The organism is Pseudonocardia sp. ICBG1293, assembly GCF_020131355.1.
Lineage (GTDB): Bacteria > Actinomycetota > Actinomycetes > Mycobacteriales > Pseudonocardiaceae > Pseudonocardia.
The window spans coordinates 1-19,745 of the sequence record NZ_JAHLEL010000039.1; the positions used below are offsets into that span (position 1 = coordinate 1).

Annotated in this window: 17 protein-coding genes; 8 read left to right on the plus strand and 9 right to left on the minus strand. The window is 74.2% G+C overall.

The genetic code is table 11. The annotated features are described in order from the left end of the window. Positions 1-35: 35 nt before the first annotated feature. Together KPF47_RS18130 and KPF47_RS18135 are read right to left on the minus strand one after the other, a co-directional pair. Positions 36-1,433 (minus strand): Hsp70 family protein, encoded by a 1,398-nt coding sequence (locus KPF47_RS18130; RefSeq protein ID WP_224389961.1) that lies wholly within the window; start codon positions 1,431-1,433, stop codon positions 36-38. Between the two features lie 189 nt (positions 1,434-1,622). Next, positions 1,623-2,309, minus strand: a complete 687-nt coding sequence (locus KPF47_RS18135; RefSeq protein ID WP_224389959.1) for an IclR family transcriptional regulator — start codon at positions 2,307-2,309, stop codon at positions 1,623-1,625. A 68-nt stretch (positions 2,310-2,377) separates the two neighbouring features. Here KPF47_RS18135 and KPF47_RS18140 point away from each other — a divergent pair, with 68 nt between their 5' ends. From KPF47_RS18140 to KPF47_RS18155, 4 genes are all read left to right on the plus strand, one after another. Beyond that, complete coding sequence (locus KPF47_RS18140; protein ID WP_255658826.1) at positions 2,378-3,442, plus strand: IS630 family transposase; 1,065 nt, start codon at positions 2,378-2,380, stop codon at positions 3,440-3,442. 231 nt (positions 3,443-3,673) lie between these two features. Next, positions 3,674-5,101 carry a 3-isopropylmalate dehydratase large subunit gene (gene leuC / locus KPF47_RS18145; protein WP_224386220.1) on the plus strand — a complete coding sequence of 476 codons (1,428 nt, stop codon included), beginning with the start codon at positions 3,674-3,676 and terminating at the stop codon, positions 5,099-5,101. 16 nt (positions 5,102-5,117) lie between these two features. After that, positions 5,118-5,708: a 3-isopropylmalate dehydratase small subunit gene (gene leuD, locus KPF47_RS18150; protein WP_224389906.1), complete on the plus strand. Its 591-nt coding sequence runs from the start codon at positions 5,118-5,120 to the stop codon at positions 5,706-5,708. A gap of 139 nt (positions 5,709-5,847) precedes the next feature. After that, a complete protein-coding gene (locus KPF47_RS18155; protein ID WP_224386221.1) occupies positions 5,848-6,306 on the plus strand; it encodes an HU family DNA-binding protein in 459 nt (152 codons plus the stop codon). A gap of 434 nt (positions 6,307-6,740) precedes the next feature. On the opposite strand, the gene KPF47_RS18160 is transcribed toward KPF47_RS18155, so the two are convergent. The 4 genes from KPF47_RS18160 to cofC all read right to left on the minus strand — a co-directional run bounded on the left by KPF47_RS18160 (position 6,741) and on the right by cofC (position 12,159). Then, positions 6,741-7,673: an endonuclease domain-containing protein gene (locus KPF47_RS18160; RefSeq protein WP_224386222.1), complete on the minus strand. Its 933-nt coding sequence runs from the start codon at positions 7,671-7,673 to the stop codon at positions 6,741-6,743. 367 nt (positions 7,674-8,040) lie between these two features. Then, positions 8,041-8,988 carry an NUDIX hydrolase gene (locus KPF47_RS18165; protein ID WP_224386223.1) on the minus strand — a complete coding sequence of 316 codons (948 nt, stop codon included), beginning with the start codon at positions 8,986-8,988 and terminating at the stop codon, positions 8,041-8,043. Continuing rightward, complete coding sequence (locus tag KPF47_RS18170; protein ID WP_224386224.1) at positions 8,988-11,402, minus strand: RNA degradosome polyphosphate kinase; 2,415 nt, start codon at positions 11,400-11,402, stop codon at positions 8,988-8,990. The genes KPF47_RS18165 and KPF47_RS18170 overlap by 1 nt, the downstream gene beginning before the upstream one ends. 25 nt (positions 11,403-11,427) lie before the next feature. Then, on the minus strand, positions 11,428-12,159 hold the full coding sequence (gene cofC, locus KPF47_RS18175; RefSeq protein WP_224386230.1) for a 2-phospho-L-lactate guanylyltransferase: 732 nt from the start codon (positions 12,157-12,159) through the stop codon (positions 11,428-11,430). A gap of 135 nt (positions 12,160-12,294) precedes the next feature. Between cofC and KPF47_RS18180 the strand changes: the two genes are divergently transcribed. The 4 genes from KPF47_RS18180 to KPF47_RS18195 all read left to right on the plus strand — a co-directional run bounded on the left by KPF47_RS18180 (position 12,295) and on the right by KPF47_RS18195 (position 15,945). Beyond that, positions 12,295-13,014, plus strand: a complete 720-nt coding sequence (locus tag KPF47_RS18180) for a 1-acyl-sn-glycerol-3-phosphate acyltransferase (protein ID WP_224386225.1) — start codon at positions 12,295-12,297, stop codon at positions 13,012-13,014. Beyond that, positions 13,011-14,069: an NAD(P)H-dependent glycerol-3-phosphate dehydrogenase gene (locus KPF47_RS18185; RefSeq protein ID WP_224386226.1), complete on the plus strand. Its 1,059-nt coding sequence runs from the start codon at positions 13,011-13,013 to the stop codon at positions 14,067-14,069. Before KPF47_RS18180 ends, KPF47_RS18185 begins: the two co-directional genes overlap by 4 nt. 5 nt (positions 14,070-14,074) lie before the next feature. Further along, positions 14,075-15,187 carry a cystathionine gamma-lyase gene (locus KPF47_RS18190; protein WP_224386227.1) on the plus strand — a complete coding sequence of 371 codons (1,113 nt, stop codon included), beginning with the start codon at positions 14,075-14,077 and terminating at the stop codon, positions 15,185-15,187. Positions 15,188-15,339: 152 nt separating this feature from the next. Beyond that, complete coding sequence (locus tag KPF47_RS18195; RefSeq protein WP_224386228.1) at positions 15,340-15,945, plus strand: HNH endonuclease; 606 nt, start codon at positions 15,340-15,342, stop codon at positions 15,943-15,945. 151 nt (positions 15,946-16,096) lie between these two features. Here the strand turns inward: KPF47_RS18195 and KPF47_RS18200 are convergent, their stop codons facing one another. The 3 genes from KPF47_RS18200 to KPF47_RS18210 all read right to left on the minus strand — a co-directional run. Continuing rightward, positions 16,097-17,938, minus strand: a complete 1,842-nt coding sequence (locus KPF47_RS18200) for a GNAT family N-acetyltransferase (RefSeq protein ID WP_224386229.1) — start codon at positions 17,936-17,938, stop codon at positions 16,097-16,099. Positions 17,939-18,053: 115 nt separating this feature from the next. Then, the gene (locus tag KPF47_RS18205; protein WP_224389962.1) at positions 18,054-18,851 is read right to left on the minus strand and encodes a glucose-1-phosphate cytidylyltransferase; all 798 of its coding nucleotides are present in this window, start codon (positions 18,849-18,851) and stop codon (positions 18,054-18,056) included. 352 nt (positions 18,852-19,203) lie between these two features. Beyond that, positions 19,204-19,745: sucrase ferredoxin (locus KPF47_RS18210; protein ID WP_224389963.1), on the minus strand; the 542-nt coding region annotated here is incomplete at its 5' end.

Genomic DNA, 19,745 nt, shown 5'->3' on the forward strand with positions numbered 1-19,745 from the left:
GCACGGCCAGTGCCGCGACGACCCACCCGCGCCGATCAGCACGGCGGGGGAGCGGCGGGCGGTCGTCGGCTCGGGGGCGACGGTGGTCTCGCCGTCGTCGTAGCCCCCGTACCCGCCGTAGCCGTGCACGGCGGTCTGGTCGTAGCCGATCGGTGGCACGGCGGGGAACCGGTCGGTGGGCGGGTCCGCGCGGGCACCCTCGAGGTAGGCGGTGCGGTCCCCGTCGAGCCGGGTCGTGCCGCCGGTCGGCATCCGGTCGGTGACCGGGTCGGGGTTCTCCCACGGCAGCGGGCCGGGGTCGGGGGCCAGCGCGGGGCCGCTGCTCGCGGACACGGCGCCGAACCCGCCCGAGCCGGTGCCGGGCACCGGTCGGCCGGGCCGAGCGCGACGACGGCGCCCTTCGCGATGGTGTTCTTCGGGTCCGCGTCGACCTGCACGGGACGCCCGAGCCCGGAGGAGACCAGCTCGGCCACCAGCGGGACCCGCGAGGAGCCGCCGACGAGCAGCACCACCGACGGCCCGGAGGCGGCCAGGCCGGCCGAGGCGATCGCACGCTGCAGCGCCTCGACCGACTCCTCCAGCCGCGGCCGGATGCGCTCCTCGAAGTCGCTGCGGTGCAGTCGCACCGTCGTGCGGACCTCGCCGAGCCACACCGGGATCGAGACCTCGGTGTCCGACGACAGGCTCTCCTTGGCCTCGCGGCAGTCGCGGCGCAGCCGTGCCATCGCGGATAGGACGTTCGGGTCGGTCTCGTCGAGCCCCTCGAACGCGGCGGGCACGGCGTCGCGCACGTGGTCGACGACGGCCTGGTCGAAGTCCGCCCCGCCCAGCTGCTCCACGCCCTCGGGCCGCCCGAGCAGCGTGAAGCCGCCGCCCGCGGCCTCCTTGCGGACGACGGCGGCGTCGAACGTCCCGCCGCCCAGGTCGTAGACGGCGACGGTCGCGCCCGGCTCGACCCGCTCGTTCGTCGCGTAGTGCAGCGCAGCGGCCTGCGGCTCGGTGAGGAAGGTGACGGTCAGCCCGCGCTCGGCCAGTGCCGCGGCGAACAGGTCGCACTTGTGGCTGCCCCAGGACGCCGGGTGGGTCACCGCGATGCGGTCGGGGACGCCGCCCTCGGTGCGGGCGACGACGTCGACGACGTGCTCGGCCAGCAGCGCGGACAGCTGCTCGGGGGCGAAGGACCGCTCGCCCAGCGGGATGGGCGTCGGGTCGCCGATGCGCCGCTTGAACTCGCGCGCGACGCGGTCCGGCTCGGTCAGCGCACGGCGCTCGGCGGCGTCGCCGAAGAGCAGGCTCCCGTCCGGCGCCACGTACACCACGGACGGAATGTCGACCGAGTGGTCACCCAGCGTGACCATCTCGACGGTGCCGGAGCCGATGACCGCGGCCGCCGTGCGCGTGGTGCCGACGTCGATGCCCAGCAGATAACCCATCGTCTCCCCGGTGTGCCGACCATGTCCGAAGGGCCCGGCCCGGTGCCGGACCACCACACGGTAGTGGAGCCGGTCGTCGCGACCTCGACCGACTGGGTCCCACCGGAGCGGCCGGGCCCGGCCCCGGCCGCGGGACGAGCGGGGCGCACGGCACGCGGGGCCGGATCCCGAGCGGGGCCGCCGGCGGCCCTACGCGAGACGGTGCTGCAGGGCGTCCGCGGCGGCGAGCAGGTCGGCGGCCCAGCGGACCCCCGGCCGGCGGCCGATGCGGTCCACCGGCCCGGACACCGAGACCGCGGCGACGACCTGGCCCGCCGCGTCGCGCACCGGGGCGGACACCGATGCCACGCCGGCCTCGCGTTCGGCCACGCTCTGTGCCCAGCCGCGACGGCGGACGTCGACGAGCACCCGCTCGGAGAAGCTCGCGTCGGCGAGGATCAGGCGCTGGGTGGCCGGGTCGCACCACGCGGCGAGCACCTTCGCCCCGGATCCCGCGGTCATCGGCAACCGGGAGCCGACGGGCACGGTGTCGCGCAGGCCGGACGGCGGCTCGGCGTGCGCGATGCAGATGCGGTGGATCCCGTCGCGCCGGTAGAGCTGCACGCTCTCGCCGGTGATGTCGCGCAGGCGCGGCAGGACCGCGGCCGCGGCGTCCAGCAGCGGGTCCGGCCGCCCGCCCGCGAGCTGACCGAGGGTGGGGCCGGGGTGCCAGCGCCCGTCCGGGGTGCGCAGCAGCATCCCGTGCGCCTCGAGCCCGACGGCGAGCCGGTGCGCCGTGGCCCGGGGCAGGCCCGTGCGCTCACAGAGCTCCGCCAGGCCACACGGTCCCTCCGCCGTCGCCCGGAGAACCCCCACGGCCTTGTCGAGCACGCCGATCCCGCTAGTGTTGCGGTAACTAGGTTACTTTACTCACGGGCTGGTTTACGGGATCATGAGCTGTGCCGTTGACTGTGACCGTGGACGTTCCGGCCGCCGACCGCGAGGTGTTGGAGTCCTGGCTGCGTTCCTCGTCGGTTTCGGCGGGACTGGCCCGACGGGGCAGGATCGTGTTGCTGGCCGCGGACGGGGTGGCGGTCAAGGACATCGTCACACTGGTCGGGGCGTCGAAGGCGACGGTGATCGGGTGGAAGAAGCGTTACGCCGCTGAGGGGATCGCCGGGCTGGCCGACCGGCCCAAGGCGGGCCGGCCGCCGGTGATCGACGAGGTCGCGGTCGTGCTCGCCACGCTGGAACCGCCGCCTGAGCGGCTCGGAGTCACGCACTGGTCGTCACGGCTGCTCGGTGCCGAGCTCGGGATCTCCCACGTGTGGATCGGCAAGATTTGGCGGCGGTGGGGGCTGCAGCCGTGGAAGTCCGAGACGTTCAAGTTCTCCACCGATCCCGAGCTCGAAGCCAAGGTCCGCGACATCGTCGGGTTGTATCTGAACCCGCCGGACAAGGCCGTCGTGCTCTGCGTCGACGAGAAATCCCAGGTCCAGGCCCTGGACCGGACAGCGCCGATCCTGCCGATCATGCCCGGTATCCCGGAGAAACGGACGCATGACTACGTCCGTCACGGCACCACCACGCTGTTCGCGGCGTTAGAGGTCGCGACCGGGCGGGTCGAGCAGGCGTGCCTGCCGCGGCATCGCCATCAGGAGTTCCTGCGGTTCCTCAAGCAGGTCGCGAAGGCCTACCCGCGGCGCAAGCTGCACCTGGTGGTGGACAACTACGCGACCCACAAGCACCCCGCAGTGAAGGCCTGGCTGGCCCGCAACCCGCGGATCACCCTGCACTTCACCCCGACCTCGGGATCGTGGCTGAACATGGTCGAGGTCTTTTTCGGGGTCATCACCCGCCAGGCCATTCGCCGTGGCAGCTTCGGCAGCGTCAGAGAACTGATCGGCGCGATCGGCCGGTTCATCGACGGCTGGAACGAACGCTGCCACCCGTTCATCTGGACCAAACCCGCAGACCACCTACTCAACCACTGCCGACCCGGTCAAAGAACATCGTTTACGCGACACTAGACTGTCCCACGTTCCGATACTAAAGAGCGCCCGGCAAATGAGGTCGTGGGGGTGTCGTTGCAGGTAGAGGCACGGACCCTCCAGGCGACCATCAGGACATCAGCAATCCCATGATCACTTGCAGGTCCGTGCCTCTACCTGCAACGACACCCCCACGACCTCATTTGCCGGGCGCTCTAACTTCCCACGATCTGGGAAGTCCACCGCGATCAGATCACAGAGGAGGCGGGCGTGACCACCGCAGAGAAGCCGCGCACGCTGGCCGAGAAGGTCTGGGACCGGCACCTCGTCCGCAAGGGCGAGGGCGACGAGCCCGACCTGCTCTACATCGACCTGCACCTGGTGCACGAGGTCACGAGCCCGCAGGCGTTCGACGGGCTCCGGCTCGCCGGCCGTCCGGTCCGCCGGACGGACCTCACCATCGCGACCGAGGACCACAACGTCCCGACCCTCGACGTGCTCTCCCCGATCGCCGACGAGGTCTCGCGTACCCAGGTGGAGACCCTACGCCGCAACTGTGCGGAGTTCGGTGTCCGGCTGTACCCGATGAACGACCCCGAGCAGGGGATCGTGCACGTGGTCGGCCCGCAGCTGGGGCTGACCCAGCCCGGCACCACGGTGGTCTGCGGTGACTCCCACACCTCCACCCACGGCGCGTTCGGCGCGATGGCGTTCGGCATCGGGACCTCCGAGGTCGAGCACGTGCTCGCCACCCAGACGCTGCCGCTCAAGCCGTTCCGCACCATGGCGATCGAGGTGACCAGCGCCGACGGCACACTGCGCCCGGGCGTCACCTCCAAGGACGTCATCCTCGCGGTGATCGCGAGGATCGGCACCGGTGGCGGTCAGGGCCACGTGCTGGAGTACCGGGGCAACGTCATCGAGAACCTCTCGATGGAGGCCCGGATGACGATCTGCAACATGTCCATCGAGGCCGGTGCCCGGGCGGGCATGATCGCCCCCGACGAGACGACCTTCGCCTACCTGGAGGGGCGCGACCACGCCCCCACCGGCGACGACTGGGACGCCGCGGTCTCCGACTGGCGGACCCTGCGCACCGACGACGGCGCCGAGTTCGACCGGGTCGTGCACATCGACGCCGACGCGCTCACCCCGTTCGTCACCTGGGGCACCAACCCCGGCCAGGGGCTGCCCCTGGGCGAGTCCGTGCCGGACCCGGCCGCCATCACCGACGACGGCGAGCGCGCCGCCGTGGAGAAGGCGCTGTCCTACATGGGCCTGACCGGCGGGACCCCGCTGCGTGAGGTGCCCGTGGACGCGGTGTTCGTCGGATCCTGTACCAACGGCCGGATCGAGGACCTCCGCTCGGTCGCCGAGATCCTGAACGGGCGCTCGGTCGCGAAGGGCGTGCGGATGCTCGTCGTCCCGGGGTCGATGCGGGTCCGGTTCCAGGCCGAGGAGGAGGGTCTGGACACGGTCTTCCTCGACGCCGGCGCGGAGTGGCGCTCGGCGGGCTGCTCGATGTGCCTGGGCATGAACCCCGACCAGCTCGCGCCCGGCGAGCGCTGCGCGTCCACCTCGAACCGCAACTTCGAGGGGCGCCAGGGCAAGGGTGGTCGCACCCACCTCGTCTCGCCGCTGGTCGCCGCCGCGACCGCCGTGCGCGGCACCCTGTCGAGCCCCGAAGACCTGGACTGAAGGAGTACCTGGGCTGATGGACAAGTTCGAGACCCACACCGGGATCGGCGTGCCGATGCGCCTGTCCAACGTGGACACCGATCAGATCATCCCGGCCGTCTACCTCAAGCGGGTCACCCGCACCGGCTTCGAGGACGGGCTGTTCTCGGCCTGGCGCCAGGACCCGTCGTTCGTGCTCAACACCGAGCCCTACGACCGCGGGTCGGTGCTCGTCGCCGGGCCGGACTTCGGGACCGGCTCCTCGCGCGAGCACGCCGTCTGGGCGCTGATGGACTACGGCTTCCGCGTCGTCATCTCGTCGCGGTTCGCCGACATCTTCCGCGGCAACTCGGCGAAGGCCGGGCTGGTCGCCGCCGAGGTCGCCCAGCCCGACGTCGAGCTGATCTGGAAGAAGCTGGAGAACGAGCCGGGTACGCGGATCACCGTGGACCTCGGCGAGAAGACCGTGCAGGCCGGTGACCTCACCGTGCCGTTCCAGATCGACGACTACGCCCGGTGGCGGCTGCGTGAGGGTCTCGACGACATCGGGCTCACGTTGCGGCACGAGGAGGCGATCACCGCGTTCGAGGGAACCCGGCCCGCCCGGATGCCCCGCACGACGGTCTGACCCGACACGGGTGGTCACCGTCGTCCGACAGATGTCGCGGTGATCACTCGTTCGGACCTGTACTGATGGAGGGTATGCGACCCGGAACCCCCTGCCGGATCTGGTGCGCGGCAGGGACGCAGCCTTACCTTTCGTGACCATGAACAAGGCTCAGCTCGTCGATGCGCTGACCGCCCGGCTCGGAGACCGTCGCGCCGCCTCGGCGGCCGTCGACGCGATGGTCGAGGTCGTCGTGGACGCCGTCGGCCGCGGCGAGACCGTCACCCTGACCGGGTTCGGGGTGTTCGAGCCGCGGCGACGTGCTCCGCGCACCGCCCGCAACCCGCGCACCGGGGAGACGGTGCCGGTCGGCGAGACGGTGGTGCCGTCGTTCCGGCCCGGTGCGGCGTTCAAGGAGCGGGTCGCCGCCAGCGAGGCCGCCGCCGCCAACGCGACCAGTGCCCCCCGCCGCGCCGAGCGGGCCGCGACGGCCGACGGTCGCAGCACTGCGCCCCGCGAGACCGTCCCGCCGGAGACCGCTGCTCCGGCCGCGCCGGCGAAGAAGCCGGCTGCCTCGGCGAAGAAGCCGGCCCGACGAAAGGCTGCTGCGGAGAAGTAGCCGCTCGGCGCATCCGCTGCCCTGTGCTCACCGCCCAGCAAGGCCGACGAGCGCATCGATCAGTACATGAGCGCTGTTCCCCCGGGTGCGGACAGCGTTGGTGTATTGATCGACGGTGTCCGCCGGTGGGCGCCCCGGGGCTCAGAAGCGGCCCGCCAGGTGTCGCGGCGTATGCCCGCGTCCCGCCCCGCGAGCACTCCACCCCCTCCGCGGGCCTCGTCCCACTCGCACCCGGTCCGCGCCCGGACTTCTCACGCGTCGATCAGTACATGAGCGCTGCCCGCACCCGTGTGGACAGCGCTCATGCACTGATCGACGGAGCCTGGACGAGCGGGACATCGGTGGGGCGGGCGGGACGGGGCGGGGAGGCGGTCGGCGTCGGGAGGACGTCGCGCGGGGAGTCGCCGGGATCGGTGGCGCGACGCCGGTGCGGGTCAGCGGGAGGCGAGGTGAGCCCGCTGGATGAGCAGGGCGTGGACCGTTCGGACGGTGCGACGGGCATTGCGGGTGAGGCCGTCGGCGGTGATCCGGAGGGTCTGCCATCCCAGCGCCGCGGTGCGGGTGTCGCGGACGCGGTCGAGCGGGTCGTCGTGCTGGGCGCCGTCGTACTCGATCGCGAGCAGGGCGTCGGGGTAGGCGAGGTCGAACCGCACCCAGGGGCGGCCCCGGCCGTCGTACAGCGGGAACTGGACCTGCGGGACCGGGAGCCCGGAGAGCACGAGCAACAGCCGTAGCCGGGTCTCGGGCGGGGACTCCGCCCGCGGGTCGGAGAGTGCGACCACCCGGTCCAGCCGGGCCGAGCCCCGCACGTGCGGGTACAGCGACCGCAGGACCAGCAGATCGGCGGGGTCGAAGCCGGGGCAGGGCGCCGTCATCCGGGACAGCTTCCGCTGCTCGGGTGCCGGCGTGCCCCGCACCCGGACGAACACCGGCCGGTCCCGTCCCCGGGCGGCGAGCGTGTCGAGGGCGACGACGGCGTCGACGATCTCGAGCCGCCGGCACAGCTCCCACGCCGTGGCACGGGGCGAGGTGACCCGGACGCCGTCGCAGAGACCGGGTTCGAGCGGTGTGCCCTGGTGGGCGAGCAGGTCCGGGCGGGGCCGGATGCGCCGTGGCGCGACGAGCTCGGCGGGCGCCGTCCAGGGCCCGCAGGACGCGCCGAGGATCTCGGCCGCCGACCAGGCCGACGCCGCGCCGAGGGGGCCGGCGTAGACCGATGCGGCCCGGGCCCGGAGCACCGGTGTCAGGGGGACCGCGGCGGACACGTACACGTCGGGGAACAGACGCACGAACCGTGGCCCGCGCAGCCGCGCGGGCGTGACGATCCCGCGCGCGACGGCCTCCGACCCCCGGAACGGCTCCTCCACCCGCGCACCCTGCACCCCCGCCGACGCCCGCCGGGCCGGAACCGGCGCGCCCGTTCGCGATCGCACACTCCGCCGCCGGGAGGGCACTCCGCAGGACCTCGTTCGATCAGTGCATCAGTGCTGCCGGCCCGGGGCCGAACAGCCCTCAGGTACTGATCGAGGAGCGGTCCGGGCACGGGCCGGGGCCACCCGGTGGCGGGTGCGCGTGCGGGTGCGAGGGGGAGCGGCGGGGAGCGCGGGGAGTAGCGGGGTGCGGGAGCGCGGGGAGTAGCGGGGTGCGGGGTGCGGGGTGCGGCGGGGAGTGGCGGGGTGCGGGGAGTGGCGGGGTGCGGGGAGTGAGGCGGGAGGTGCGGGACGGCGCGGCGGATCAGGCCGGCGGGCGGCGGTAGTAGTCGGCGGACAGCAGCCCGCCCGCGGCGTCGAACCCGAGCACCCAGGTGCTGGCCTTGTGCGAGGGCAGGTCCGGGTCGGCGGAGCGGCCGGTGGCGGCGAGCAGGTGCCCGACGACGTCCGGGATCACCCCGCCCTGGCTGCACAGCAGTGTCACGCCCGGCTGCGCCGCCAGCTCGCGGAAGCGCCGCAGACCCGTGGCGGGGGAGACCCAGTAGCCGTGCTCACCGAGCAGCGGCTCCACGTCCGGCTCGCCCGCGCCGTTCGTCCGCGCGTACGGCTCGATGGTCTGGCTGCACCGCAGCGGCGGTGCGGTCGCGAGCCGGTCCGGGCCGAACCGGGCGAGGAACTCCGCGAGGCGGTCGGCCTGGGTGAACCCGGTGCCGGACAGGGGGCGCAGGTCGTCGTCGCCCTCCCAGGCGGCCCGGCTGCCCGCCTTGGCGTGCCGCACGAGCACCACCGTCGACGACGGCGGCCCCACCCGGTCGAGCCGGTCCAGCAGGTCCGCGTCGGTGGGCCGGGTGAGCAGCGCCGCGGCCTCCTCCCGGGACAGCCACCGCAGGTCGTCGGTCTCGTCGGTCACGGTGAAGCCGTGGTCGCGGACCACCTCGGCGGCCCAGTAGTGCACGACCTTGTGCCCCCTGCCGGGCACCGAGTAGGCGGTGTGACCGAGCCGGGCGCCGAGGCGGCACTCCAGGTGTGCCTCCTCGGCGGTCTCGCGCAGTGCGGTCAGCGTCAACGCCTCGCCCGGGTCCTGGTGCCCCTTGGGCCAGGACCAGTCGTCGTAGCGGGGGCGGTGGACCAGCGCCACCTCGAGGGTGCCGTCGTCGGCGTGGCGCCACGGCACCGTGCCGGCCGCGACGACGTCGGCGATCCCCGCCGGGTCGACCTCGGCGCCGTCGGTCCGGAGCTGCTCGGAGAGCATCAGTCCTCGCTGCTGCCGCGGCGGGAGTTCATCATCTCGACCTGGTGGTCGCGCACCCGGACGTTCGCCGACCCCGGAGCCGGCGACGGCGACCACGTGCCGTCCGGCCCGAGCGTCCAGCAGCGCGTCGCCGGGTCCAGGCAGGACTCGAACATCGCGCCGAGCTGGTCGGCGAGCTTCGGGTCGGCCACCCGCAGCATCACCTCGACCCGGCGGTCCAGGTTGCGGTGCATCATGTCCGCCGAGCCGATCCAGTACTCGTCGGCCGAGCCGAAGTGCAGCACGCGGGAGTGCTCCAGGAACGGCCCCAGGATCGACCGGACCGTGATGTTCTCGCTCAGCCCCGGTCGTCCGGGGACGATCGCGCAGATGCCGCGCACCACGATGTCGACCGGCACCCCGGCCTGCGACGCCCGGTAGCAGGCGTCGATGATCGCCTCGTCGACCAGCGAGTTCGCCTTGATCTGCACCCGGGCGCCGGACTCCCCGGACAGGTGGGCCTCGATCTCGTCGTCGATCCGCCGGACGATGCCGCGGCGGATCCCGTAGGGCGCCACCAGGAGGCTGCGGTAGGAGGTCTGGCGCGAGTAGCCGGTGAGCGAGTTGAACAGGTCGGTGAGGTCCGCGCCGATGGTCGGGTCGGCGGTGAGCACGCCGACGTCCTCGTAGAGCCGCGCGGTCTTCGGGTTGTAGTTGCCGGTGCCGATGTGGCAGTAGCGGCGGATCTCCGAGCCCTCCTGGCGCACGACCAGGCAGGTCTTGCAGTGCGTCTTGAGCCCCACCAGGCCGTAGACGACGTGCACGCCCGCCTTCTCCAGCTCGCGCGCCCACCGGATGTTGGCCTGCTCGTCGAACCGGGCCTTGATCTCGACCAGCGCGACGACCTGCTTGCCCGCCTCGGCGGCGTCGATCAGGGCGTTGACGATCGGGGAGTCACCGGAGGTGCGGTAGAGCGTCTGCTTGATCGCGAGCACGTTCGGGTCGGCGGCGGCCTGCTCGATGAAGCGCTGCACGCTGGTGGAGAACGAGTCGTAGGGGTGGTGCACCAGCACGTCGCCCTCGCGCAGGGTGGCGAACACGCTGCGCGGGGTCTCCCGCTCGGCGAACGCCGGGTGCGTCGCCGGGCGGAACGGCTCGTCCTTCAGGTCGGGGCGGTTGACCCCGTGCAGCTGCCAGAGCCCGGTCAGGTCGAGCAGGCCGGGCACGGTGACGACGTCGTTCGGGTCGACGTCGAGCTCGCGCAGCAGCAGCTCCAGCACGTGCTCGGACATCGTGTCGAGCACCTCGAGGCGGACCGGAGGGCCGAACCGGCGCCGGGCCAGCTCGCGCTCCAGTGCCTGCAGCAGGTCCTCGTCGCGGTCCTCCTCGACCTCGAGGTCGGCGTTGCGGGTGACGCGGAACGGGTGGACCTCGGTGACCTCCATCCCGGTGAACAGGTCACCGAGGTGCGCGGAGATCAGGTCCTCGATCGGCAGGAACGTGCACCGCCGGTTCCCGGCGCGGGTGTCGGTGTCCGGCGGGTCGACCGACACCAGCCGGGGCACGTTGTTGGGCACCTTCACCCGGGCGAACCGCTCCGTGCGGCCCTCCGGGTCGCGGACGGTGACCGCGAGGTTGAGCGAGAGCCCGGAGATGTAGGGGAACGGGTGTGCCGGGTCCACCGCGAGCGGGGTGAGCACCGGGAACACCGTCTCGGTGAAGTAGTCCGACAGCCGCAGCCGCTCGGCGTCGGTGAGGTCCTCCCAGCTGCGGAGGTGGACGCCGGCCGCGTCGAGCTCGGGCCGCAGCTCGTCCATGAACACCTCGGCGTGCGCCCGCGACAGGTCGCGGCTCCGCTCGGTGATCCGGGCCAGCTGCTGGCGCGGGGTGAGGCCGTCGGCGCTGCGCACCGACAGGCCGGTCTCGTCGCGGCGCTTCAGGCCTGCGACCCGGACCATGTAGAACTCGTCCAGGTTCGAGGCGAAGATCGCGAGGAACTTGGCGCGCTCCAGAAGCGGCTGGCTGGCGTCCTCGGCCAGCGCCAGCACGCGGGCGTTGAAGTCGAGCCAGGACAGCTCGCGGTTGAGGTAGCGGTCCTCGGGCAGGCGCTCGGCCATCGTCGACGCCGGGGTGGTCGCCCCCGCGGGCGGCGCGATCGGCGCGGCCCCCTGCACCTGGGAGGGTGCCGCGGCCGGCGGGGCGGGCGGCGTCGCTCCCGGCGGCACGTGCTGCTGGGCGGGGATCTCGGCCGCCGGGGCCTGCTCGGTGACGCTGCGGCTCGCGGTGTGCAACCGACGCGACGCCGGACGCGGGGCCCGGCGCGCCGTGGACCGGGAACGGCCCCCGGGGTGCGCGGAGGCGCCGTTCCGTCCGTCCGGGGTCGCCGAGTCGTCACTCACGTCACGATTGTTTCGCACCGTTCCGCAACCGTCCATGCGGACACGGGCCCGTACGACGATCTCACGTACGTGGTGTGCCACACCGTCGGGCGACGGCGTCCCCGGGCGGGGGACAGCCGGGCGGGTGAGGTTCGGCGGGCGGGCCGTGCCGCGCGTCGACGACGGCGCGGGTCCACGTGCCCACCCCGAGCGCGACGGCGTCGTCGAGGTCGGCGGCGGTGTCCACGTCGCGGCGCAGCCCGGGCCGTTCGCCGGGCAGCGCCCGGGCGCCGGACGCGGCGTGCCGGGCGGCCGACCCGCGGCCGAAGTGCGGGTCGAGATCCGCTCCCGGCGCGACGAGCAGCAGCGTGGTGCCCTCGCCGGGGGCGTCGGGCTGGAACGCGCGGGTCGCGCCACCGGCGAACAGGACGGCGGCCGCGGCGACGGCGTCGTCCAGCTCGGCCGGGCGCAGCGCGGGCAGGTCGGCCTGCAGGGCGCCCAGCGCGGCGTGCGGGTCGCGCGAGCGCAGCAGCGCGGCCCCGTGCCGCAGCGCGCCGTTCAGCCTGCGGCCGGGGTCGGTGACGACCTCGGCGCCGAGCGCACCGACCTCCATCGCCACCGCCGGGTCCGAGGAGATCACCAGCACGTGCCGGACCGCGGTCGCGGCGACTGCCGCGGCCACCGTGTCCCGGGCCAGCGCCAGCGCGAGCCGCTGGTGCGCGTCGAGATCGCCCACCCCGCCGTCCGCGGCGCCGCGCAGCCGGGTCTTGGCGCGGGGCAGCGGTTTCACCGGCACGACCAGGTCCACCCGCAGGGTCACCTCCCCAGTCTGGCACCCCGCGTGACACCGTGGGGCCCCTGTGGGGACACTCCACGCACGAGATCCGGATCATCCCGATCCGCGACGACCCCACGACCCGTCCCCGGGGCGGGCAGGAGGAGGCCGCCGGTGGCACGCGAGAAGGGCGGATTCTGGGTCGGGTTCGCCGTCCCGTTCTTCTACTCGATCGGCTGGCTCACCGGCCGGCCGCGCTACCAGGGCCGCGAGCACCTCCCGGCCCGCGGCGGCGCGCTGCTGGTCGGCAACCACATCTCCCACCTGGACCCGATCCACACCGGGACCTACGTGCACAGCGCGGGGCGGGGGCCCCGGTTCCTGGCCAAGAGCAGCCTGTGGCAGGTGCCGGTGCTCGGGCAGGTGCTGCGCGGCTCGGGGCAGATCCCGGTCTACCGCGACTCCGCCGACGCCCAGCAGAGCCTGGCCGCCGGGACGCAGGCCCTGGCCGACGGCAAGATCGTCATCATCTACCCGGAGGGCACCATCACCCGCGACCCCGACGGGTGGCCGATGCGCTCGCGCACCGGCGTCGCGCGGATGGCGCTGGCCTCGGACGTGCCGGTCATCCCGATGGTCCACTGGGGGACCCGCGAGGTCCTCGACGGCTACGAGAAGAAGTTCCGCCCGCTGCCGCGCACCGACGTCGTGCTGCGCGCGGGCGACCCGGTCGACCTGAGCGCCTACCGTGGGCGCCCGCTGGACGCCCACGTCCTGCGCGAGGTCACCGACCTGATCATGGGACGGGTCCGCGAGCTGCTCGCCGAGGTCCGCGACGAGGATCCGCCGGAGGAGTTCTACCGACGCCGTCCGGAGAGCGAGGCGGGCCGATGAGCGTCCGTCGGGCCCCGGCGATCGGGGAGCGTCCGGTCAACGAGCCGGTGCACTCGATCCAGCGCGTGGCCGTCCTCGGTGCGGGCAGCTGGGGCACCGCGTTCGCCAAGGTCCTCGGCGACGCCGGCCGCGAGGTGCGGCTCTGGGCCCGCCGGTCCGAGGTGGCCGAGGCGATCAACGCCGACCGGCACAACCCCGACTACCTGTCCGACGTGGCGCTGCCCGACACGCTCCGGGCCACCCACGACGCCGCCGAGGCCCTCGACGGAGCCGACGCGGTGGTGCTCGCGGTGCCGTCGCAGTCGTTGCGCGCCAACCTGGAGCGCTGGCGCGACCTGGTCCCGGCCGGGGTCACCCTGACCAGCCTGGCCAAGGGCGTCGAGCTCGGGACGCTGCGGCGGATGACCGAGGTGATCGACGACGTCACCGGCGTCGGGCCGGACCGGCTCGCCGTGGTGTCCGGGCCGAACCTGGCCGCGGAGATCGCACACGAGCAGCCGACCGCGACCGTCATCGCCTGCGCCGACCACGACCGCGCGGTGGCCCTGCAGACCGCCTGCGCGACCGGCTACTTCCGCGCCTACACCAACACCGACGTCGTCGGGGCGGAGCTGGGCGGGGCGGGCAAGAACGTCATCGCGCTGGCCGTCGGGGTCGCGTCCGGGATGGGGCTCGGCGACAACTCGCGGGCGTCGCTGATCACCCGTGGGCTGGCCGAGATGTCCCGGCTCGGGATGGCGCTGGGCGCCTCGCCGATGACCTTCGCCGGCCTGGCCGGCATGGGCGACCTGGTGGCGACGTGCAGCTCCCCGTTGTCACGCAACCGCACCTTCGGCGAGCAGCTGGGCCGCGGCGCGAGCCTGGCGGAGGCGGAGAAGGCCAACCACGGCCAGGTCGCCGAGGGTGTGAAGTCCTGCCTGTCGATCTGCGAGCTCGGGGAGCGCGCCGGGGTCGAGCTGCCGATCGCCGACGCGGTGCGCCGCGTCTGCCACGAGGGGATGACCGCCCACCAGATGGCCAAGGAACTGATCTCCCGGGCCCCGAAGCCGGAGTGAACCGCATGCTCGGAGACAGCACCCGCTGCGTACGCGGCGGACAGCACGACGCGAACGCCGTCGGCAGCCCGGTCCACCGTGGACCGGTACTGACCAGCACCTACCACCTCGGCCGTCCCGAACAGGCCGAGGCGAGCGCGGACTTCTACGCCCGTGCCGACAACCCGACGTGGCGGGAGTTCGAGGCCGCGGTCGGCGAGCTCGACGGCGGGCCGTGCACGGTGTTCCCGTCCGGGATGGCCGCGGTCGCCGCGGTCCTGCGCGCCTTCACCGGGGCCGGGCGCGGCGTGCTGCTGCCCAGCGACGGCTACTACGTCGCGCGGCTGCTCGCCGAGGAGGAGCTCGCCCCGCTGGGGGTGCCGGTCGCCTACTGCGCGACCGCGGGCGACTGGGCCTCGGCGATCGCCCGGCACCGGCCCGCGCTGGTGATGCTGGAGACGCCGTCCAACCCGGGGTTGGAGGTCTGCGACGTCGCCGCGGTCGCCGCCGCCGCACACGCGGCCGGAGCGGTCGTCGCGGTCGACAACACCACCTGCACCCCGCTGGGGCAGCAGCCGCTCGCGCTCGGGGCGGACCTCGTCGTCGCCAGTGACACCAAGGCGCTGTCCGGGCACGGGGACCTGGTGCTCGGGCACGTGTCCGCGGCCGACCCGGTGCACCACGAGCGGGTCCGCGCCTTCCGCACCCGCGTCGGGGCGATCGCCGGGCCGATGGAGACCTGGCTGGCGCTGCGCGGGCTCGGCACCCTGGACCTGCGGCTGACCCGGCAGGCCGAGAACGCCCGCGCGCTGGCCGTCGCGCTGCGCGAGACCCCGGGTGTGCACGACGTGCGCTGGCCCGGGCTGGCCGACGACCCGGCGCACCCGCTCGCGAGCGTCCAGATGCGCCGCTGGAACGGGATCCTGCGGTTCACCCTGGCCGACACCCACGCGGTCTCGGAGTTCCTCGCCCGGACCACGCTCGTCGACTCGGCGACCAGCTTCGGCGGGCTGCGCACGGCCGCCGACCGGCGGGCGCGATGGGGGGACGCGGTGCCGGACGGCCTGGTACGGCTGTCCTGCGGGGTCGAGGACACCGGCGACCTGGTCGCCGACGTGACGGGGGCGCTGGGGGCCTGATCCCGCCCGGCGGAACCGGCGGGACACCCGGCGTCGGTTCCGTTATCACACTCGCGTAACCCGGCTTCCGTATGGTCGACTACATCCGGACCTCGAGCGTTCGCGGAGGTGGTCGCGTGCCGTACCGACAACCCGTCCCCCATGGTGCCGAGATGATCGTCCCTGGCGACCTGAGAGCGGTCGACCCGCTCCCCGACGATCCCGTCCCGGCACCGGGGGCCGAGCCGCCGGCCACGGCTCACGTCCCGGTGGGGTCGCGGGTCCTGCTCCTCAACGCCAGCTTCGAACCGCTGGCCGTGGTCACGTCCAAACGCGCCATCTGCCTGCTGCTCTCCGGCAAGGCGGAATGTCTCCAGGAGGCTCTGGAGGGCGCCGAGTTCCGCTCGGAGAACCTCGCGCTCCCCGCACCCTCGGTCCTCCGCCTGTCGCGCTACGTCCGGGTGCCCTACCGCCGCTCGGTCCCGATGACCCGCGCCGGGGTGCTGCGACGGGACGGCCGCCGCTGCGCCTACTGCGGCAGGCGAGCCGACACGATCGACCACGTGGTCCCGCGCAGCCGCGGCGGGGCGCACAGCTGGGAGAACTGCGTCGCGGCCTGCAAGGCCTGCAACTCGCGCAAGGCCGACCGGTTGATCGAGGAGATCGGCTGGGCCCTGGGGACCACACCGGCCCCGCCGGCGCGCACGGGCGCCGGGGTGCTGGTGCTGGCGGTGGAGCCGCTACCGGCCTGGGAGCCCTGGCTGGCCTCGGCCGCCTAGGGACCGCGCACGACCGGGCGGCGGGGGACGACCGCTCCCGGTCGTGCCGGTGGTGGACGCGTCGCCACCGGCCGGCCGGCCGGCGGCGGTCGTCGCGCGGGACCGGCCGGTCGCGCGTGCGACGACCCGTCCGCGCGCCGGTGCCCGCGGGTCAGCGGCGGCGCCGGAGCCCCGAGGTGAGACGGGCGACCCGCCCGGCGGCGCGTCCGGCGGCGGTGCCGGTGCGCGCGTGGAACGCGCGGCAGGACGTGCCGCAGGCCCCGCAGTCGGTGCCGGCGCGGTAGTGCTCGTGGGCGTCGCGCTCGTGGCCGCAGCGGCACAGGTCGACCGCGGCCGGGGTGGCCGGGGCCGGCGGCGGCAGCGCGTCCTCGGCGGCGGTGCGGGGCGCCGGGATCGCCGCGGCGCCGGTGTCCGGGACGACGGCCGGGGTGTCGGGCAGGACGCTCATCGACGGTCTCCTGTTCGGTCCGCGACGGCCGTGTGGCCGCTCTGCCCCTGGATTCGCCTGGGCCGTGCGGCCCATTAGCGAGACGGCCGTCGGTTCCCCAGATGTGATGACACCGGGCGTACGGCCGGTGGCGCCGGGTGCCGGCCGGTGGCGCGACCCGCCCCGGTCGACCGCGGACGGGTGACGGCCCCGTGGGTGACCCCGACCGCGGCCGACGACGCACCGGGTGGGTGGCGTCGAGCTGCGGACCTCGACCCGGCCGACGCGCTCAGCGGTCCGCCCGCCCGGCACCCGCCGCCCGTCGTGCGCCGTCCCGGGCCCGGTCGAGGACGGTGCGGACGGCGGTCGGCGCCGCGGCGCCGCGCCACCGCCGGAGCGCCGTACCGAGCGCTCCGTGCAGCGTCCCCCCCCCCCCCCGGCGATCCGGCGCCGGAGCGCGGCGCGGGCCCGGGCGGCGGCCACGAGGACCACGACCGGCGCGGAGGAACGCGCGACGAGCAGCACCCGCTCCTGCCGGATCGGGACGGCACGCCAGCGGCGCTTGTACGGCTCGTCCCCGCGCAGCAGGTCCAGCGACGCGAGGCCGTGTTCGGCCACCACGGCGATGCCGCGCCGGATGGTGAGTGCGGCGACGTCGACGTCGGTGCGCAGGGCCGGGTCGGCCCCGACGAGGTAGGTGTGCACCGAGCGCCCGCCGAGCAGGAGCAGCTCGGCGGCGACCGGACGTCCGTCGCGGTGGTAGAGGTCGATCTGGGCGGCGCCGTCGCGCGCGAGCGCGGGCACGGCGTCGGTGAGCAGGCCGCGGAACCGCTCCGCGTGGTGCTCCGGGTTGACCGCGCGGCGCGCCCACTGCCGGTGGTGCAGGTCCAGGAGGGTGTCCACCGCCCCGGGCAGGGCGTCGGCCGGTGCGGCGCCGCAGGTGATGCCGGACCGCTCGGCGGTGCGCAGCCGCCGTCGCAGGTACTTCGGGGCGGGCCCCGCGGCGAGCATGTCCTCGACCGTGCGGTGCGGGATCTCCGGGCACACCGACGCCGGGGTGCGGACGGTCCGCCGCGGCCACGCCGCCGCGAGATCGGCCGCCACGCTGCCCGGCCGGATCTCCGGCAGGTCCGTCACGTGCCAGTCGCGGACGGCGAGCAACGCGTCGGCGAGGTGGGTCACGGCCGGCCCGCGGTGGGCGTCGTCGGCGAGGAACTCGGTGACGTCGGACAGGCCGCGACCGACCGGCGACAGCCGCACGACACCGGCCCGGCGCTCGGTGAAGACCGCGGCGCCCGCGACCAGGACCCCACCGCGGCGCACCGCGACGAAGCAGGGCTCGCCGGCCGGGCCGTAGTGCTGCCACCAGGCCCGCAGCCAGGCGCTGCGCTGGAACGGGGTGGCGCTGGCGCAGCGGTCGACCAGGTCGTCCCACTCCGCGGCGACGGCGTCGAGCGCGTCGAGGCCGGTCAGGTGCTCGATGGTCCACCGGGCCGCGGCGGTGGGGACGCACCCGTCCGGCGGGGCGTGGGTGGGGAGGTCGCCCCCGGCGAGGGTGTCGGTCACGGTCGTCCGTCCGTCGGCGCTGGCTGACGTCGGTGACCTCGCCGTGTGGGCGGAAGGTGTTACTTCGTCCGTTTCGGTCGGTCCGGCGGCCCGTGGCGGCCGCCGGACCGGGCGCTCACGCCCAGATCTTCCAGGGGGCCTCGTCGCGCGCCCAGAGCGAGTTCAGGTACTCGAAGTCCTTGAACGTGTCCATGGCCGACCAGAAGTCCTCGTGCCGGTGCACGTTCAGCTGTCCGTCGCGGGCCAGGCGCTGCAGCGGCTCGTGCTCGAGCCACACGCCGTCGTCGCCGGGGGTGCCGAGGTAGGAGTCGAGGAACTCGCGGCGGAAGGCGAAGAAGCCGCCGGAGACGAACCCGCTGACCTGGGTGGGCTTCTCGTTGAACTCGACGACGCGGTCGCCCTCGACGTGCATCTCGCCGAACTTGGACGTGGGGTGGACGCCGGTGACGGTGCCGATCTTGCCGGACTGCTCGTGCTCCTTGGCCAGTGCGGTGATGTCGACCGTGCCGACGCCGTCGCCGTAGGTCAGGAAGAAGTGCTCGGTGTCGACGTAGGGCGCGATCTTGCGCACGCGCGAGCCGGTGGCGGCCTCGAGCCCGGTCTCGGCGAAGGTGATCTCCCAGTCCTCGTCGACGCCGCTGTGGAAGTCGATGCGGTGCCGGTCGGACATGGACAGGGTGAAGTCCGCGGAGCGGGCGCGGTAGTCGAGGAAGTACTCCTTGATGGCCCAGCTCTTGTACCCCAGGCACAGGATGAAGCGCCGGAAGCCGTGCTCCCGGTAGGTCTTCATGATGTGCCAGACGATCGGCCGGTCGCCGATCTCGACCATCGCCTTCGGCAGGCTCTCGGAGGCCTCGCGGATGCGGGTGCCCTTGCCTCCGCAGAGGATGACGACGGGGGTCTGGGGATCCATACGGTTCTTCCGTTCCTTCGTGGGGAGCGTGGTGGGGCGGCGTCGCCGGCAGTGGTGGAACCGCACACCACTACCGCACTGTTATCGGTCCGCCGGTGTCTGCCTCCTCACAGCGGGCCGGGCCCGGCACTCTCGGTGACCCCGCATCGACGGCGAGTGAGTTCACCGGCTGTCCACCTGGGGATCCGCGCAACGACCGGGCGCACCACGATCATTTCCGATTCGGAAACAAGTGCTCGCGCAGATCCGGCGGGACGTCAGTGGCCCACTCGGACCGGGTCGAAGACCCGCATGCGGCCGCCGGGACGTCCGGCACAGGTCAGCGGCCGGTCCACGCCGACGAACCGTTCCTTCACCTCGACGACGCAGTCCGGCCCGGTGAACCGGACCCGCCACGCGGTGCTGCCCGCCGGTGCGCCGTCGGAGTCGACCCCGGCGACGCGCAGGTCGTCAACAACCGCGGGGACCCGGTCGCGAGCCGGGCGTGCTGCTGGGCCGCCTGCACGGCGGGGGACAGCGCGGAGCGGCCGCGCAGCCGGGACGGCACGACCAGGCCGCGGGCGGCGTCGCGCACGATCGAGGGGCCCTCCAGCGGGGAGACGCCGCCGTAGACGAGACCGTGGGGCAGCAGCACCATCGCCGGCGCGAAGCGGCAGCCGCCGATGTGGCTGCACTCCCAGGTGCCCTCCGGGTCGTCGGCGACGAGTGCCGCGGCCAGCGGGCGGCCACGGACCGCGCAGCAGGCGTCGTGGCGCCCGTGCGCGCAGACGAGGGTGAGCGGGGCGTCGTACGGGTCGCCCTCGGCGGTGACGGCGGCGGCGAGGTCGCCCGCACCGGCCCAGGTGCCGGTGCGGATGCCCTCGTGCCCGGGCCGGGCGTCGACCCGGAACCACC

What these genes read in the sequence shown, in the direction of transcription:
- KPF47_RS18185 (WP_224386226.1), top strand. Translation starts at nt 13,011, where the DNA reads ATGAGCGTCCGTCGGGCCCCGGCGATCGGGGAGCGTCCGGTCAACGAG.
- KPF47_RS18165 (WP_224386223.1), bottom strand. Translation starts at nt 8,988, where the DNA reads ATGCTCTCCGAGCAGCTCCGGACCGACGGCGCCGAGGTCGACCCGGCG.
- leuD (WP_224389906.1), top strand. Translation starts at nt 5,118, where the DNA reads ATGGACAAGTTCGAGACCCACACCGGGATCGGCGTGCCGATGCGCCTG.
- KPF47_RS18130 (WP_224389961.1), bottom strand. Translation starts at nt 1,433, where the DNA reads ATGGGTTATCTGCTGGGCATCGACGTCGGCACCACGCGCACGGCGGCC.
- KPF47_RS18170 (WP_224386224.1), bottom strand. Translation starts at nt 11,402, where the DNA reads ATGGACGGTTGCGGAACGGTGCGAAACAATCGTGACGTGAGTGACGAC.
- KPF47_RS18195 (WP_224386228.1), top strand. Translation starts at nt 15,340, where the DNA reads ATGATCGTCCCTGGCGACCTGAGAGCGGTCGACCCGCTCCCCGACGAT.
- KPF47_RS18205 (WP_224389962.1), bottom strand. Translation starts at nt 18,851, where the DNA reads ATGGATCCCCAGACCCCCGTCGTCATCCTCTGCGGAGGCAAGGGCACC.
- KPF47_RS18190 (WP_224386227.1), top strand. Translation starts at nt 14,075, where the DNA reads ATGCTCGGAGACAGCACCCGCTGCGTACGCGGCGGACAGCACGACGCG.
- KPF47_RS18155 (WP_224386221.1), top strand. Translation starts at nt 5,848, where the DNA reads ATGAACAAGGCTCAGCTCGTCGATGCGCTGACCGCCCGGCTCGGAGAC.